The organism is Micromonospora sp. NPDC005710 (assembly GCF_040630995.1).
GTDB lineage: Bacteria > Actinomycetota > Actinomycetes > Mycobacteriales > Micromonosporaceae > Micromonospora.
This window is the reverse complement of record NZ_JBEXYP010000002.1, coordinates 209,013-224,330: the sequence shown is the minus strand read 5'-3', so window position 1 is coordinate 224,330 and position 15,318 is coordinate 209,013. Positions and strand designations below refer to the sequence as shown.

Genomic DNA, 15,318 nt, shown 5'->3' with positions numbered 1-15,318 from the left:
CAGTTGCTCGGAGGGCCCGCAGTGGACCGGTACGCCAGATGGAACGCGCTGCTCGAAATGCTCACCGACAACGGCCGGGTGAGCGTCGAGGCGGCAGCCGAGCGGCTGGACGTCTCCCAGGCCACCATCCGGCGTGACTTCGACCAGCTCGCGCAGCAGCAGATGATCACGCGAACCCGGGGCGGCGCGGTGGCCAACGGCGTGTCGTACGACCTGCCACTGCGCTACAAGACGGCCAAGCACTCGGCCGAGAAGCAGCGGATCGGGGCCGCCGCCGCAGCCCTCGTCACGCCCGGCACCGTGGTCGGCCTGAACGGCGGCACCACGAGCACCGAGGTTGCGCGGGCGCTGGCGGTGCGACCGGATCTGAACACCAGTGCCGAGGGCGCCCAGCTCACAGTGGTGACAAATGCGCTGAACATCGCCAACGAGCTGCTGGTCCGATCCCGGATGAAGGTCGTGGTTGCCGGCGGCGTGGTGCGTCCGAAGTCGTTCGAGCTGGTCGGCCCGCTGGGCGGGGCGTTGCTGCGCGAGGTCACCCTGGACGTCGCCCTGCTCGGCGTGGACGCGATCGACCCGCACCTCGGCGCCGCCGCCCACCACGAGGGGGAGGCGGCGATGAACAACCTGATGGTGGCCCGCGCGAAGCGCGTGGTGATCATCGCGGACTCGTCCAAGCTGGGGAGTCACGCCTTCGCCCGGATCTGCCCGATCGAGCGGGTGGAGACGCTGGTGACCGACTCGGGTGCCGCGCCCGAGGTGGTGGACGGGTTCCGCGCTGCCGGCGTACAGGTCGTCTGCGCCTGAGCGGTCACGCTCCGTCGATGAACTAGCCCGATCGGCGCGTCGATGCATACCGCGTATTGCGCACTGCTGCATACCGCGTATGGTGTCGCCTGTCACGCCCACCCATCGGGGGAGGTGCAGCTTGCCAGCTGTCCTGGAGATCGAAGGTCTACGTAAGACGTACAAGAGTCGTCGACGCGGCACCCGCAATGCGCTCGACGGCTTCGACATGCGGGTCGACGCGGGGCAGGTGCACGGCTTCCTGGGCCCCAACGGGTCCGGGAAGACCACCACGCTGCGTACCCTGCTCGGCCTGATCCGACCCGACGGCGGCCGGATGGCGCTGCTCGGGCACGAGGTTCCCGACGCGCTGCCCGCAGTCGCCGGCAAGGTCGGCGCGATAGTGGAGAGCCCGCAGTTCTTCCCGCACTTCACCGCCCGGGACACGCTGTCCCTGCTCGCGGGGGCGGGCGAGGTGCCCGCCGTCCGGGTCGACGAGGTGTTGGAACTCGTCGGGCTGCGCGACCGGTCCGGAGAGCGGGTCAAGACGTACTCGTTGGGCATGAAGCAGCGGCTCGCGGTGGCCTCGGCCCTGCTGAAGAACCCGCAGCTCCTCATCCTCGACGAGCCGGCCAACGGCCTCGACCCGGGCGGCATCCGGGAGATGCGCACGCTGATGCGTACCCTCGCCGAGTCCGGGATGACTGTGGTGCTGTCCAGCCACATCCTCGGTGAGATCCAGCTCATCTGCGACTCGGTCACCATCATCTCGCTGGGCCGGCGGGTCGCGTTCGGGCCGGTCGACGAGGTGCTCGCGCAGCACTCGTCAGGTGCGGTCCGGATTCGGCTGGAGGCGGTCAGCGACCTGCCGGTGGCCACCGAGGCGCTCACCGAGGCGGGCATCCGGGTCACCGGTCACCCCGACCACCTGATGCTGACCGGCGTCGACAAGCCGGCGTCGGTGACCCGGCTGCTCGCCGAGAAGAACCTCTATGTCAGCGAGTTGGCGCCGATCGCCGTCGATCTGGAGAGCGTCTTCCTCGAACTGACCGCCACCGCGCCGGTTCCCGGTCAGCACCGGCAGGTCGACGAGTCCACGAAGGTCGGTGGAACGGGTCAGCCCGGTCCCGCCGCGGGAGGGTGGGGCGCGTGAGCCTCTTTCGTACCGAACTGCGCCGGCTGAGCAAGCGGCGCTTCACCCGCTACATGACACTGCTCGGCCTGCTGGTGCTGGCCGCGGTGGTGGTCGGGGTGTTCTTCACCAATCAGAAGATCGACGCCGGCCAGCTCGCCCAGGCCGAGCGTCAGGCCGACCAGCAGTACCAGGAGCAGGTGCGCTGGAGCGAGCAGGAGCGCGCCGAGTGCGAGAAGGCCAAAGCGGCCGGCACCTCGAGCGACGGCCGCTACCCGGACGACTGCTCGATGATCACGCCCCCGTCCCGGGACCAGATCGAGGCGAGTTGGTTCCTGCCCTCGACGTTCGACTTCAAGGAGACGTTCGACGAGACCCTGATCCCGTTCGCGGCGATCCTCGCCCTGGTCGGGTTCGTCATCGGCGCGTCCTTCGTCGGCGCCGAGTGGAGCACCGGCGGCATGATGAACCTGCTGCTCTGGCGGCCGAAGCGACTCACCGTCCTGCTCACCAAGCTGGCGGCGTTGCTCACCGGCATCCTGGCGGTGACGCTTCCCGCCGCGGTGCTGTGGTTCGCCGGGTTCTGGGCGGTCGCTTCCTTCCGGGGGAGCACCGAGAAGATGACCTCCGGGGTCTGGCAGTCGTTCATGCTGACCGGCGTACGCGGTGTGGTGCTGGTGTTGGTGCTCACCACCATCGGCTTCGCCCTCGCCTCGCTGGGTCGACACACCGCGATGGCCCTCGGTGGTGTGGTGGCGGTGATGGTGGTCGGCCAGTTCGGCCTGGGCATCCTGCTGGCCATGGCGAGCGTGCGGTTCGCCGAGGCATGGCTGCTGCCCACGTACGCGTTGGCCTGGATGACGAAGACCGTCACCCTGCAGGACTGGAACGCCTGCAACGCGACCTACTACGGGGAGTGCAAGCCGGCCACGATGGACATCACCTGGCAGCAGTCCTCCGTCCTGCTCTCGGTAGGGGTGGTGGTGATCCTCGGGGCGGCCCTCTGGGCGATGCGTCGCCGCGACATCACCTGACCTGACCGAAATGACGCGGCGCGGTCGGCCCGGCCGTCGGGGTTCCCGGCGGTGCGGACCGGCCGCGCCGCTTGCTGCGTCAGTGGTCGTCGCTGGCTAGGCTGAGCGACATGTCCGCCGACGCCACCCCGGCCGCCTCCGAGCCGTCCATCGACGCTCGTCCGGCTGAGGTCGCGGATGCCGCCGGGCCGACGGTCCCGAATCCCCGACCGGCGCCGCCCATCGAGACCACCGACGTGTCGCCGGCGGACGAGTCGGCGCAGCCAGCCGATCCCGCTCCTGGCCTGACCGAGCGGGAGCGGGCCATCCTCGCCTTCGAACAGCAGTGGTGGCGGCACGCCGGCGCGAAGGAGCAGGCCGTCCGGGACACCTTCGAGATCTCGTCGACCCGGTACTACCAACTGCTCAACGGTCTGCTGGACAATCCGGCCGCCCTCGCCGCCGACCCCGTGCTGATCAGCCGGCTCCGCCGGTTGCGCTCGTCGCGCGCCCGTAATCGCCGCCGCTGACCCAACGCCCGGCGTCCTTGCCGATTCGTGCCCCTTTCAACCCTTTGTCGGCGCACCAGGCGCACGATCCCGTCTCCGTATCTTCGTCGCCGTCGTCCCGTCGGTCTGTCGCATGGCGGCTGGGTGGGCGGGTAGGCGGTGGGCGTTCCGGGGTCGCACGCGACCTCGGGCCCAGGAGGGGAGCGGGGTATGACGGCAACGAACCAGAGCGGCACCGGACAGCAGGCCCGCCAGGAGGCGTCGCGCGTCGGCCAGCAGGCCGCCCAGGCCGGAGGGCAGGTCGCCCACAGCGCAGCCGAACAGGGCGGGCAGGTGGCCGCAGAAGCGCGGCGACAGGCCCAGCAGTTGACAGGTGAAGCCACCGGGCAGCTTCGAGATCAGGCGCAGACGCAGCAGCAGCGGGCCGCCGCAGGTCTGCGCGACCTCGGTCAGAACCTCAGCTCGATGGCCGAACAGGGCGGCGACTCCGGACTGGCCGGCCAGGTGGTGCGCAAGGCGGCGGACGCCGCTCAACAGGCCGCCGGTTGGCTCGACCAGCGCGAACCGGGTGAGGTGCTCGACGAGGTCCGCACGTACGCGCGGCAGCATCCGGCGACGTTCCTCGCCGGCGCTGCGGTGGCCGGGCTGCTGGTCGGGCGGCTCACCCGTGGCCTGACCGCGCCGGCGGCCGGCAACGGCCAGGGCGGCGCGTCAGGTGCTCCGTCACCCGCGCAGGGCGCACCGGAGAGCCCCGGTCAGCAACCGTACGTGGGGACGGCACGGGCGCAGAACGTCTCGCCTCCCGGCGAACCGGGGCGGGACCTGCCCGGCGGGGTGGCACCGTGAGCGCCCCGGAGAAGGAGCGGACGCAGGCATCGGTCGGCGAGCTGATCGGTGACGTGACCCGGGACATGTCGACACTGGTGCGCAAGGAGGTCGAGCTGGCCAAGGCCGAGCTGCGCGAGGAGGCCAGTCAGGCGGGCAAGGCCGGTGGCATGTTCGGCGCCGCCGGGCTGGCCGGGTTCCTGGCGGTGCTCTTCGTGTCGTACGCCGTCTGGTGGGGGCTGTCGAACACGATGGACCAGGGCTGGGCGGCGCTCATCGTCGCTGTCCTCTGGGCCGCCGTGGCCGGTGGTCTGTTCATCAACGCCCGGACCCAGCTGAAGCGGGCCCGCGCGGTACTGCCCCGGACGAAGCAGACCGCCCGGGAGTTGCCGGACGCCCTGCGGGGTCGGTGAACGAGTCGGGAGGGAACAGGTCATGTCCAGTGATCCGGATCGGATCCGGCGGGAGATCGAGACCACCCGCAACGAGTTGAGCAGTGACGTCGACGCCCTGACCGACAAGGTCAACCCGCGTCGGATCGCCGGTGACCGCGTCGGGCAGGCCCGCGGGGCGTTCACCCGAGCGAAGGAGATGATGATGGGCAACTCCAACCAGCTCGGTCAACAGACCGGCCAGCGGATGTCGCACGCCGCAGGCTCGGTACGCGACGAAACCCGCTCGCTCGGGCAACACTCCCGCGAGCAGGCTCAGGGCAACCCGATGGCTGCCGGCCTGGTCGCGTTCGGAGTTGGTCTGCTGGCCGCCTCGCTGATCCCGCCAAGTGGGCGGGAACGGCAACTCGCCGGACGTGCGCGGAACATGGTGAGCGAGCACTCCGGTGAGCTGCGCGAGCAGGCGAGCCAGGTTGGCCACCAGATGCAGGACAACCTGCGGGAGCCCGCGCAGCAGGCGGCGCAGTCGGTCCGGTCCAGCGCCCAGCAGGGCATGTCAGCGGTACGCGACCAGGGCCGTTCGGCCGCCGGTCAGGTGCAGGGAGAGACGCATGCGGCCGTCGACGACATTCGACAGCGCTGACCCGACCGGCGTGCCGGGGTCGGCGCCGGTGATGCGGGTACGCTCCGCGTCCGCGCCCGCCCCGGGCCGGCCCGTGAACGAGGACATGGTCTTCCGGTTCGGCCCGTTGGTGGGTGTCCTGGACGGCGCGACGGTGCCGGACGGCTTCGACACCGGGTGCGTGCACGGACCCGAGTGGTACGTCCGGCACCTGGCCGCCCGGGTCGTCGTCGCCGAGGCGGTACGCCCGGCCGCCCGGCTGACCAGCAACCTGGCCGCGGCCATCCTCGCGGTCCGCGCCGACCACGGCGGGCAGTGCGACCTGGACCATCCGGGCACCCCGTCCAGCACTGTCTGCCTGCTGCGGGACTGCGGCGATCAGGTGGACTACCTGGTGCTCTGCGACAGCCCACTGGTCCTCGACATCGGCGGTCAGGTGAGCGTGGTCACCGACAACCGGTTGGACGCGGCGATGGCGGAACTGCGGGAGACGGTGGCCGTCGTACCGGGTGGCAGCGCCGACCCGGTCACCCGGTTCCGGCACGCCGTGAGCGTCCAGCGGGAGCGGATGAACCGTACCCACGGCTACTGGGTGGCCGCCTCCGACCCGGACGCGGCGTTCCACGCGGTCACCGGCACCGCGCCCCGGCACGGCCCGGGGGCGCTCCGGCGGGCGGCACTGCTCAGCGACGGGGCGTCCAGCGCGGTGGACCAGTTCGCGCTCACCGACTGGGCCGGACTGCTGAACCTGGTGGGGGCCGACGGCCCGGGCGCGTTGATCGACCGGGTGCGGGACGCCGAGCGTGACCACCCCGACCGGTTGCGCCGGCACAAGTCGACCGACGACGCGTCGGTGGTGTTCTGCGAGTTCGGGTAGGCGGTTCGACAGTTCGCCACCCGTGCGGGTGACAACAGAGCGTGATGCGAAACACCCGAGCCGCCCGACCGGCCGGTACCGCTGTCCAGACCGCCAGTGGATGGCCAATGGGGTGGACTTCGGCCGATGAGGGCGGCAGACTGCGGCACGTGGCGGGTGCGGTCCGGCTGGAGCCGGTGGACGAACGGAACCTGGAGCCGTTGCTCTCCGTAGCGGCTGCGGAGGCGGAACCCGGTGATGTGATGCCTCCGGTCGAGGCGCCCGCCGGCTGGTCGCTCGCCCGCCGCGAGGCGTTCCGGGAATTCCATCGGGCCAGCTTCGAAGGCCTGGACGGCCCGACCGGTTCGCAGATGTACGCCATCCTCGTCGGCGGCGAGGTGCTGGGCATGATCCGGATGACGCGCTGTGACGAGCCGCTCACCGTGGAGACCGGAATGTGGCTCGGCCGCTCGGCGCGCGGGCAGGGCATCGGCGCGGCGGCCCTGCGGGAGTTGCTGAACGCCGCCGCTCGGGCCGGCATGCGGGCGGTGGTCGCCGAAACGACCCCGGACAACATCGGCGCTGTCGCCGTACTCGAAAAATGCGGCGCGAAACTGTACGAGGACCACGGCAAGGTACGCGCCGAGATCTGCCTCGACTCCACGCCGCCCGTCCGCTGAGACGGCTGGTCCGATCACATCCGGTTGGCGTACGCGGCCAGGGCGGCGACCTGGCCCGGGTCCAGCGACGGGCGCACCCGGGACCGTGCCGTCGACACGTGCTCGGCGGTGACGGTGGCGGCGGCGAGCGACTCCCGCATCGCGGCCAGCGCCGCCTCGCGGACCAGCGCCGCGCAGTCCGCGGCGGAGAAGCCGGTCAGCTCGTCACCGAGAGCGGACAGGTCGACGTCCGGTGCCAACGGCACCTTCCGGGACGCGGCCCGCAGGATCTCCGCGCGGGCGGGCCCGTCCGGCGGTGGCACGTAGACCAGCCGTTCCAGCCGGCCCGGCCGCAGCAGCGCCGGGTCGACGAGGTCCGGGCGGTTCGTCGCCCCGACCACCACCACGTTGCGCAGCGTCTCGATCCCGTCCAACTCGGTGAGCAGGGCGGCGACCACCCGGTCGGTGGTGCCACCGTCGGTGGCCTGCCCACGGGCCGGCGCCAGCGCGTCCACCTCGTCCAGGAAGATCAGGGTGGGGGCCGCCTCCCGGGCCCGACGGAACAGCTCGCGAACAGCGCGTTCGCTCTCACCGACCCACTTGGAGAGCAGTTCGGCGCCCTTCACCGACAGCACGTTGGCCCGCCCCGAGCCGGCCAGCGCGGTGACCAGGTAGGTCTTGCCGCAGCCCGGCGGCCCGTAGAGCAGCACCCCGCGCGGCGGCTGCACGCCGAGCCGGGCGAAGGTGTCCGGGTAGGTGAGCGGCCACAGCACCGACTCGGTCAACGTCTGCCTGACCTCGTGTAGGCCGCCCACGTCGTCGAGGGTCACCGACGCCAACTCCAGTGTGGACGCCGCCATCGTGGTGGGCCGGACCACCTCCCGGGCGGCAGTGAAGTCGGCCATCGACACGGTGGGCGTATCGGCGGACTTCTGCCGCAGTGCCGCGCGTACCCCGGCCTCCCGGACCAGCGCGGCCAGGTCCGCCGCCACGAACCCGGGGGTACGCGCGGCCACGTCGTCGAGCCGTACGTCGTCGGCCAACGGCACCTGGCGGGTCAGCACCGTGAGCTGTTCGCGGCGCAGCGCCTGATCCGGCAGCGGGACGCTGATCCGCAGGGACAGCAGGTCGGGGGCGCGCAGCGCGGAGTCGACAGCCTCCGGCCGGCCGGTGGTGCACACCACCGCGACACCGGAGCGGATGCTCTCCGCCAGCACCTGCCGGAACACCGTCGCCACCGGGCCGGGATCGTCAGCGGGCGCGAGCGCCTCGACGTCGGTGATCAGCAGAACCGCTGGCCCGCCGGCCCCGGCCGCCGTCGCCGCCTCGCGCAGCCGCCCGGCGGCGGACTGACTGGTGAGCGCTGCCACCTCCGGTGCCCAGAGCGGGTGAACGCGGGCACCGACCCGGGCGGCCACGGCTCGGACCAGCGCAGACTTCCCGGAACCTGCCGGCCCGACGAGTAGCACCCCCAACGAGATGGTGGTGCCGAGCCGGCCCAGCACCTCCCGGTGGTGGAAGCCGAGGTCCAGCAGTTCGGTCAACTCTTCGGCCTGGGTCCGCAGCCCGGGCAGCTCGTCCACGTCGGGCGTGTCCTCGACCGGAACCGCGTCGGCGCTCGTACCCGGTCGGGCCGGCACGCTGTCGACCAAGGCGGGCCCGCCGTGGGTGGTCGCGCCCTGCTGCCAACCGACCAGGGTGCCCATGGTGACCAGCGCTCCGGCCGCTGGTTCGATGGTGACCACCCTGAGCAGGGTGCTGGTCCAGGCGAAACCGACGGTGTTGGCGAGGCTGTGCCGTGCCGCCTCGACCAGGCTGCGGACCGAGGCGTCCGGCAGCACGTCCTGCGGCAGCAGCGACACGTCGTCCCCGGCGGTGAGCACCTTGCCCAGCAGGGCGAGCCGGAGCATCTCCGGGCTCACCGCCGCCACGACCCCCACCGGCCCGGCCAGGACCACCCGACTCGCCGCCACGACCGGGACCGGGCTCACCCGCACCTGACCGCCGTCGCGCAGGCCGAGATTGCCCAACGTCAGGTCGTCGGCGTACAGCAGCGCGCTGCTCGCGCCCGGCCCGGCCTCCGCCGCGATCCCGGCCGTCTCCCGGCGGCCGGCAAGGCGGACCGGGTCGCCGGGGCGCAGCCCCAGCGCGGTCAGTGCCTCCGGGTGCAGGCGCACGATGCCCCGTCGGGCGTCCAGCGCCGCCGGCCGCAGGCTCGCCATCATGGTCAGGTCGGGTTGCGCCACTGCCCGACCGTAGCCGCCGGTGGCCACCCCCGTCGGTCAGCGCCGCGGATCCAGCTCGTCCAACAACGTCGGGTCGCGCCGGATCAGCTCGGCCAACCGGGCCGCCGGGTCCGGGCTCACCCCTTCCGGTCCGGGAGCCCACGCGGGCACCGTCCGACCGGAGAGCGGCCAGGCCGGCGGGGGTTCCGGTGGGGCCGGCGGGGGCACCGGCCCGACCGCGACACCAGGCCCGTCCCAGGAGACCCGCATCGGGTACGTCTGCCCGGCGTGCTCCACCTGCACCGTCACCGCCAGCCCTGGGTACGCCCCGACGACCTGGCGGATCGCCTCGGCCACCTCCTCGACGGGCCCCCACCCGGGCACGTCGTTCGGCGTCTCCACCCCGGCGTGCCGGCCCGACCGGGCGATGCGGGGGTCACCGCCGAGGCCGGGTGGGCCCGACGGCGCGGTGACGTCGTCACGGTCGGCGGTCCGACGGCGCGACGCCTCCACACGTCGGGCCAGCCGGGCCAGCGTCTCGTCCAGGTCGCCCCTCACCAGATCACCTCTTCCCGCCATGGCCGGAGCTGGTCGGCTCAGGCCCTCCTGTCCCGGGTGGCGCGGTCCAGCGCGCGGTCCAGGACGACCAGTAGGGCGTCCCGCACCGAGAGCCGGTCGCGGGCGTCGAATTGCACCAGAGGAACGTGATCGCCGATCGCCAGCGCCCAGCGGATCTCGCCGAGTTCCAGGGCCAACCGGCCGTCGAAGGCGTTGACCCCGACGACGAACGGCAACCCGGCCCGCTCGAAGAAGTCGACGGCCGGGAAACAGTCGTCCAACCGTGCGCTGTCCACCACCACGAGAGCGCCGAGCGCCCCCCGGGCCAGGTCGTCCCACATGAAGCCGAAGCGGGTCTGCCCCGGCGTGCCGAACAGGTAGAGCTTCAGGCTGCGGTCGATCGTCACGCAGCCGAAGTCCATCGCCACAGTGGTGGTGGTCTTGGTGGACCGGGCACCCGGGTCGTCCACGCCGATGCCGGCGGTGGTCATCTCGGCCTCGGTGGTCAGGGGTGCGATCTCGGAGATCGCACCCACCGTGGTGGTCTTGCCCACCCCGAACCCACCCGCCACCAGGATCTTGACCGGAATCGGCGGAGCGGCCGGCTTACCGCTCGGTGCTCCCGACCCGGCGCCGGACGGGGGCCGGTACGGCGGCGGCGCGGTGGGCGGCGGGCCGGCCCGCCCGACTATCGGCCCGGTGCCCGGGGACATGCCGTAACGGGCGGCGGCGCTGTTCGCGGCGACCCCGCCGAGCGGGGCGACCGGCCATTCAGGAGATCGCACGGAGTCCATCAATCACTCGCAGGATGAGATCGGGGTCGACAGCGTCGTCGGTGTCGGTGACGTGCACGTCCAGGTGCCCGGCGGCGCGGAGGTCGCCGACCAGCACCCGGGTCACGCCGAAGTGCAGCCGGGCGCGGGCCGAGATCTCGGCGACCGAGATCGGCTCGGCGCAGAGCGCGATGATCGTCTGAAGTTCCGTTGCCAACAGGGCGCCTGGTGGGCCGGCCCACCAGCCGCTGTCCATGCGGGCGGTCACCTGGGTCTCCAGCCCGATCGCCGGGTCGGCGCCCGCCACCCGCCCCGAGGTGAGCACGAACGGACGGGGCCCGGCCGGTTGGCCCCGATCCGGCTCCGGCAGGGCCGGTGTCGCCGCCGTGCCCTCCCCGGGCGGGGGTGGCGTGCGCAGGTACGGGCGGATCCGAACCCTGGGGTCCGGATCCGGATCGTCGCCGGCGACGTCGGGGCTCACTGCTGAACGGCGTTCTTCAATTCGACGATCAGTCGCGGAGTCAGGGCGCCACCGGCCCGCCCGGCGAAGAGCGTCATCTCGTACGCGACGGTGCCCAGGTTCGCCGAACGGTCGGCGACCACCCCGAGCACGGAACCGCTGCTGATCGCGCTGATCAACAGATAGCCGTCGGCCATGTCGACGATCACCCGGTTCAAGCCGCCGAGCGCGTACCAGCTGGCAGCCCCACCGGCGAGGCTCGTCATCCCGGACACCACGGCGGCCAACCGCTCCGCGTTGGACCGGTCCTTGATCGCCGACATGGCCATCAGCAGGCCGTCCGAGGAGACCGCGATCGCCTCCAGGACCCCTGCCGTGCTGGAGGTGAAGGAGTCCAGCAGCCAGTTGAACGTACGGGCCTCCGGGCTGAGGTCCCCAGTGGCGCTGGGCTGGCTCTGGTCGACGTTTTCGTGCAGGAAGGGGCTGGTCACCGTGATGATCCTTCTTCGTTCCGGTGGTCGGGGCTGACGTCGCGGAGGGCGCGGGCGACGCCCGCCTCGAACTCGTTGATGAGGTCGCGGACCTCGGCCGGGTCGCCGAGGTGGGTGCTCAGCGGTTGGCAGGCCGGGATGGCGGTGAGGTTCGCCCCCGGCACCCGTCGGCTCAGCCGGGGCCGGCCCGGTGCGGCATCGGGTGAGCCGCCACCGCGCGGCACCGTGGGGCCGGCGCCTCCCGGGGTGCTGGGCAGGTCGACGGTCGTGCCGGGATCCATTATGGCCGCCCCGGCGCCGGCCGACGGATCGCCGGCCGTCCGCGTCGACCCACCGGTGAGGCCCGGTGCCACGTGCAGTTCGGCGCGGCGTACCCCGGCCTGGAAAGCCTCGACCAGCGCGCGAGCGGCGGCGGGGTCCGCGCCGGTGGCGTCCACCGGCCGGGTCGTGGGGGCGGCGGCGTGCAGCGAAGCCCCAGGCACCCGCTGCCGCACCCGCGACCCGGCCGGCTTGTCAGCCGGTTCCGGGCTCGGCGGTTCGGGAGCGGCCTGCTCCGGCTGAGCCTGACCGAACGCGTTCCACGACGGGCCGGCGCCCAGGCTGCGGGTGGCGCGGCTGAGCAGGTCCGAGTCGAAGCGGGCCGGCGCGGCGACGGCCACCGCGCGGGGCTGCGCGTCCGGCTCGGGGGTGGGCGTCGGCGTCGTACGCCGATCCCGGGCCGGCACCGCGGCGCGGGCCACGGCGGACCCGGCGCGGTCGGCGCGGCGCAGCACCAGCGACGTCGACGGGATCTCCAGCTGTGCGGTCACCCCACCGCCGCCGGTGGCGGCCAGGGCGACCTCCCAGCCGTGCCGACGGGCCAACCGGCCCACCACGAAGAGACCGAGCACCTCGGTCGGCGCCAGGTCGAGCCGCTCCCGGCGGGTGAACCGGGCGTTCTCCTCGGCCAGCCGTTGCTCGCTCATGCCGATGCCGTGGTCCACCACGGTGATCCGCGCGCCGACGCCGGCCGTCTCGGCGGACACCAGCACCCGCGTGTGCGGCGGCGAGAAGACTGTGGCGTTCTCCATGAGCTCGGCCAGTGCCAGGACGAGGTCACCGACGACCGCCGGCGCGGCCGAGACGCCCGCCGGCACCTGCACCTCCACCCGGGTGTAGTCCTCGATCTCGCCGAGGGCCAACCGGACCACGTCGGCCAGCGGCACCGGCGCGGTGTGCGCGTCGGCGCCGGCCGACCCGGAGAGCACCACGAGGCTGCCGGCGTTGCGTCGCAACCGGCTGGAGATGTGGTCGAGCCGGTACAGGTGCTCCAGGCGGCCGGGGTCGGCCTCCTGCTGCTCCAGCCGGTCGATGAGCGCGATCTGTCGACCCACCAGATTCTGGGTACGACGCCCGACGTGGCCGAACATCTGGGCCACGTTGCGCCGGCCGGCGACCTGCCGCTCGACCAACTGCGCGGCGGTGTTCTGCACCCGGTCGAAGGCCCGCGCCAGGTCGCCGATCTCGTCCTGGGCACGGATGTCCACCGGCTCCAGCCGGACCGACTGAGCTTTCTCCGACTCGTCGTCGGTGACCCGGACCAGCTCCGCCTCGGCGACCCGGGCGACCCGGTCGGCCGAACGGGTCAGTCGGGTCAGCGGTCGGGCCACCGTCCGCGCCACCGCCACGCTGAGCAGCACCACGAGCGTCAGGATCAACGCCGTCACGGCACCGACCAGGTACGCGGCGGTGAGCGCCCGCTTCTGCTCGGCGGTCACCTCGGCGAGCACGTCGGCGACCAGCTTCTTCTCGACGAACTGACCGAGCCGGATCATCGTGCGGACGGCCGGGAAGAGCGCCTCCAACGGCACGTCGCGAACCGCGGCGGCCGGATCACGGGCGCTCCGGACCAGGAAGTCGGGGCTGGTACGGGCGGCCACGGCGGCGTCGTTGAGCTGGGCCACGGTGAGCTGCTCAGGTGTGATGAGGCTGCGGAAGCGCGAGTTGTCGACCACGAGCGCGGCGATGCACGCCACGTACCCGGCTGTGGTGTCCGGGGTGCCGATGGCCTTGACCAGCAGGCTCAGGGTGGCGCACGCGCCCAGGCCCTCGTCGGCACGGAGCAGCCCGTCGAGGGCGAGCACCTGCCGGCCCGGCAACGTGTCGGTGTCCACCCCGACCACCAGCCGCAGGGACTCGATGATCCCCTTGTTGATCGGGCCGAACGTGTCCATCACCTGACCCGGGTTGGCGGCCCTGGCCAGCACCGCCGTCCGCAGGTCGATGAGGCTGGCCACCCGGTCGAGGGCGCGGTCGACCTGGTCGGTCAGCGCGTCGCTGCGCGCCGCCCGGAGGTCGGCCACCCGGTCGTCCACGTCGGCGGACTTGAGGACCAGCTCGCTGCGGTCGACCCGGCCGAGCAGGAAGCCGACGGAGAGGATGCGTTCCTGCTGAAGGTCCTGGACCAGGCTGCCGACCCGGCTGGCGAGCCGGACCCGTTCGGCGGTGTCGCCGGCCCGCTGCGCCGCGGCGACCCGGTCGAGCATGACCGGCACGGCGAGGCCGACCATGCTGAGCAGTGGGATCACCACGAGCAGCGCGAGCTTGCCGCGGATCCGGAGCCTACCGAGCAGCATCGAATGCCCCCCACTGTGCGATCTCCGGGTCGTGGGCGGAGCCGACCGGCTGCAACGCACGCGGTTCGTCGACGGGCGGTTGCCAGGGGTCGCGGTGCGGTGGGGTGTCCGGGCTGTCCACGGGGGTGGCGGACTGGGCCGTCCGCCGCTGGGTCCGGCGGCCGGCGGTGACGAGCAACGCGGCGAGCCAGCCCAGCAACAGGACGGCGGCGACCGCCGCCCCGACGGTCAGCCACCGGTTCCGGTCGAGCCGATCGATGCGCTCGACGAGCAGCGAGTCCAGCTCGTTGAGGATGACCGGTTGGAGTTGGCGGGCCGAGCGGTGCGCGTTGAGCGCGGCGGCACTCAACTGGCCCGGGTTGACCACACCGGTGTCCTTGCCCGGCAGCGAGTACGCGGCGAGAGCCTCCACCGAACGCTGGTAGGTGTCCAGCGGGGTCAGCACGTTGGCACCCAGATCGGTGCTCTCCGAACCGTCCACGGCCGAGCGCAGGTTGTCGACGAGGTCGCCGGCGGGGGTCAACGCGGACACCCGCAGGCCGGTCAGCTCCATCAGGCCGCGTGGTTGCTCGGCGGCCGGCCGGCGGGAGACCAGCGTGCCCAAATCGGCGAGGCGGCCGGCGCCGACCACCGCCTCGGGCAGTTCCTGGCCGACGCTGTCCTGAAGGAAGAACGAGTCGGCCTCCGGGTCGCGGACCAGCCCGGAGCTTTCCCGGACCTTGCGGTGCAGGGCAAGCAGCAGGTCGGAGACCTCGCCGTACGCGGTGTAGGCGGCCTCGGGGTCGGCGGCGCTCCGGCCGCGCAGCGCCTCCAGCTTGGCCCGTACGCCGGCCCAGCGTTCCTGGCTGAGTAGCTCCTTGCCGATCCGGGCGTCGACCGCTGCGGCTTCCTCGACGGCCCCGTTCAACGCTTCCCGGGCGACGGGACGGCCGTTGACCGCGTTGGACTGGGCCTCCACGAGGGCGTCGGTGACCGCCGCCAGGGCGGCGAGGTACTGCACGCCGAGCCGTTCCCGGGCGGCGAGGTCCCGGTCGGCGGTGACCTGCCGCCAGTTCGACGTGACGAGCAGGCCCAACGGTGCCACGAGTGCTCCGATGAGCAGCAGGGGCAGCAGTCGGCCCAGCGTGGACGGCCGTCGACGGGCCCGCGGCGCGGGGACTGACATGTGTTTCTCCTCCGGCGTGGAGCGCGGATGGGCGCGGCGTCGAGCCAGCCGACAAAGTCCCGTCCACCGGACCGGAAAACTAATCGAACCCCCGCCTGGTCAGACCTCACTCAGCGAGTCAGGTTCGCGTCACTTCGAGCCATGTCACCATTTGTCCGCGTTGCCGGCACGCTCCGTGTCGGCTGTGGGTGTGACATGGAGGGATCGAGGTGGATATCCACGAAAGATCGGAATTCA

The 15,318-nt window shown here is 72.5% G+C and carries 16 protein-coding genes; 9 read left to right on the top strand and 7 right to left on the bottom strand.

The genetic code is table 11. The features are described from left to right. The first annotated feature begins 21 nt into the window (after positions 1–21). From ABZ406_RS03365 to ABZ406_RS03325, 9 genes are all read left to right on the top strand, one after another. The gene (locus tag ABZ406_RS03365; RefSeq protein WP_357755914.1) at positions 22–807 is read left to right on the top strand and encodes a DeoR/GlpR family DNA-binding transcription regulator; all 786 of its coding nucleotides are present in this window, start codon (positions 22–24) and stop codon (positions 805–807) included. A gap of 121 nt (positions 808–928) precedes the next feature. Further along, entirely contained in the window at positions 929–1,939 is a 1,011-nt protein-coding gene (locus ABZ406_RS03360; protein WP_357755727.1) for an ATP-binding cassette domain-containing protein, read from the top strand. Further along, the gene (locus ABZ406_RS03355) at positions 1,936–2,952 is read left to right on the top strand and encodes an ABC transporter permease subunit (RefSeq protein ID WP_357755726.1); all 1,017 of its coding nucleotides are present in this window, start codon (positions 1,936–1,938) and stop codon (positions 2,950–2,952) included. The genes ABZ406_RS03360 and ABZ406_RS03355 overlap by 4 nt, the downstream gene beginning before the upstream one ends. A 110-nt stretch (positions 2,953–3,062) precedes the next feature. Then, positions 3,063–3,461: a DUF3263 domain-containing protein gene (locus ABZ406_RS03350; RefSeq protein WP_357755725.1), complete on the top strand. Its 399-nt coding sequence runs from the start codon at positions 3,063–3,065 to the stop codon at positions 3,459–3,461. A 189-nt stretch (positions 3,462–3,650) separates the two neighbouring features. Further along, entirely contained in the window at positions 3,651–4,286 is a 636-nt protein-coding gene (locus tag ABZ406_RS03345) for a hypothetical protein (RefSeq protein ID WP_357755724.1), read from the top strand. Next, a complete protein-coding gene (locus ABZ406_RS03340) occupies positions 4,283–4,678 on the top strand; it encodes a phage holin family protein (RefSeq protein ID WP_124860412.1) in 396 nt (131 codons plus the stop codon). Before ABZ406_RS03345 ends, ABZ406_RS03340 begins: the two co-directional genes overlap by 4 nt. 22 nt (positions 4,679–4,700) lie before the next feature. Then, positions 4,701–5,300 carry a DUF3618 domain-containing protein gene (locus tag ABZ406_RS03335; protein WP_357755723.1) on the top strand — a complete coding sequence of 200 codons (600 nt, stop codon included), beginning with the start codon at positions 4,701–4,703 and terminating at the stop codon, positions 5,298–5,300. Further along, the gene (locus ABZ406_RS03330; protein ID WP_357755722.1) at positions 5,269–6,156 is read left to right on the top strand and encodes a hypothetical protein; all 888 of its coding nucleotides are present in this window, start codon (positions 5,269–5,271) and stop codon (positions 6,154–6,156) included. The genes ABZ406_RS03335 and ABZ406_RS03330 overlap by 32 nt, the downstream gene beginning before the upstream one ends. Positions 6,157–6,305: 149 nt before the next feature. Then, positions 6,306–6,815 carry a GNAT family N-acetyltransferase gene (locus ABZ406_RS03325; protein WP_357755721.1) on the top strand — a complete coding sequence of 170 codons (510 nt, stop codon included), beginning with the start codon at positions 6,306–6,308 and terminating at the stop codon, positions 6,813–6,815. Positions 6,816–6,829: 14 nt separating this feature from the next. Here ABZ406_RS03325 and ABZ406_RS03320 read toward each other — a convergent pair whose 3' ends face one another. Genes ABZ406_RS03320 through ABZ406_RS03290 form a run of 7 tightly spaced genes read right to left on the bottom strand, consistent with a single transcriptional unit; the run spans position 6,830 to position 15,081 of the window. After that, complete coding sequence (locus tag ABZ406_RS03320) at positions 6,830–9,040, bottom strand: AAA family ATPase (RefSeq protein ID WP_357755720.1); 2,211 nt, start codon at positions 9,038–9,040, stop codon at positions 6,830–6,832. Between the two features lie 36 nt (positions 9,041–9,076). Beyond that, positions 9,077–9,577, bottom strand: coding sequence for a hypothetical protein (locus ABZ406_RS03315; protein ID WP_357755719.1), 501 nt, complete (start codon positions 9,575–9,577; stop codon positions 9,077–9,079). Positions 9,578–9,615: 38 nt separating this feature from the next. Then, positions 9,616–10,371, bottom strand: coding sequence for an ATP/GTP-binding protein (locus ABZ406_RS03310; RefSeq protein ID WP_357755718.1), 756 nt, complete (start codon positions 10,369–10,371; stop codon positions 9,616–9,618). Then, positions 10,349–10,831: a DUF742 domain-containing protein gene (locus ABZ406_RS03305; protein WP_357755717.1), complete on the bottom strand. Its 483-nt coding sequence runs from the start codon at positions 10,829–10,831 to the stop codon at positions 10,349–10,351. The genes ABZ406_RS03310 and ABZ406_RS03305 overlap by 23 nt, the downstream gene beginning before the upstream one ends. Then, positions 10,828–11,301, bottom strand: a complete 474-nt coding sequence (locus ABZ406_RS03300) for a roadblock/LC7 domain-containing protein (RefSeq protein ID WP_357755716.1) — start codon at positions 11,299–11,301, stop codon at positions 10,828–10,830. The genes ABZ406_RS03305 and ABZ406_RS03300 overlap by 4 nt, the downstream gene beginning before the upstream one ends. Next, positions 11,298–13,916, bottom strand: a complete 2,619-nt coding sequence (locus tag ABZ406_RS03295) for a nitrate- and nitrite sensing domain-containing protein (protein WP_357755715.1) — start codon at positions 13,914–13,916, stop codon at positions 11,298–11,300. Before ABZ406_RS03295 ends, ABZ406_RS03300 begins: the two co-directional genes overlap by 4 nt. Beyond that, a complete protein-coding gene (locus ABZ406_RS03290) occupies positions 13,903–15,081 on the bottom strand; it encodes a hypothetical protein (protein WP_357755713.1) in 1,179 nt (392 codons plus the stop codon). Before ABZ406_RS03290 ends, ABZ406_RS03295 begins: the two co-directional genes overlap by 14 nt. Positions 15,082–15,318: the final 237 nt, after the last annotated feature.

Coding starts and splice junctions, on each gene's coding strand:
- ABZ406_RS03350 (WP_357755725.1), top strand. CDS start 3,063: ATGTCCGCCGACGCCACCCCGGCCGCCTCCGAGCCGTCCATCGACGCT.
- ABZ406_RS03295 (WP_357755715.1), bottom strand. CDS start 13,916: ATGCTGCTCGGTAGGCTCCGGATCCGCGGCAAGCTCGCGCTGCTCGTG.
- ABZ406_RS03335 (WP_357755723.1), top strand. CDS start 4,701: ATGTCCAGTGATCCGGATCGGATCCGGCGGGAGATCGAGACCACCCGC.
- ABZ406_RS03290 (WP_357755713.1), bottom strand. CDS start 15,081: ATGTCAGTCCCCGCGCCGCGGGCCCGTCGACGGCCGTCCACGCTGGGC.
- ABZ406_RS03310 (WP_357755718.1), bottom strand. CDS start 10,371: ATGGACTCCGTGCGATCTCCTGAATGGCCGGTCGCCCCGCTCGGCGGG.
- ABZ406_RS03345 (WP_357755724.1), top strand. CDS start 3,651: ATGACGGCAACGAACCAGAGCGGCACCGGACAGCAGGCCCGCCAGGAG.
- ABZ406_RS03330 (WP_357755722.1), top strand. CDS start 5,269: ATGCGGCCGTCGACGACATTCGACAGCGCTGACCCGACCGGCGTGCCG.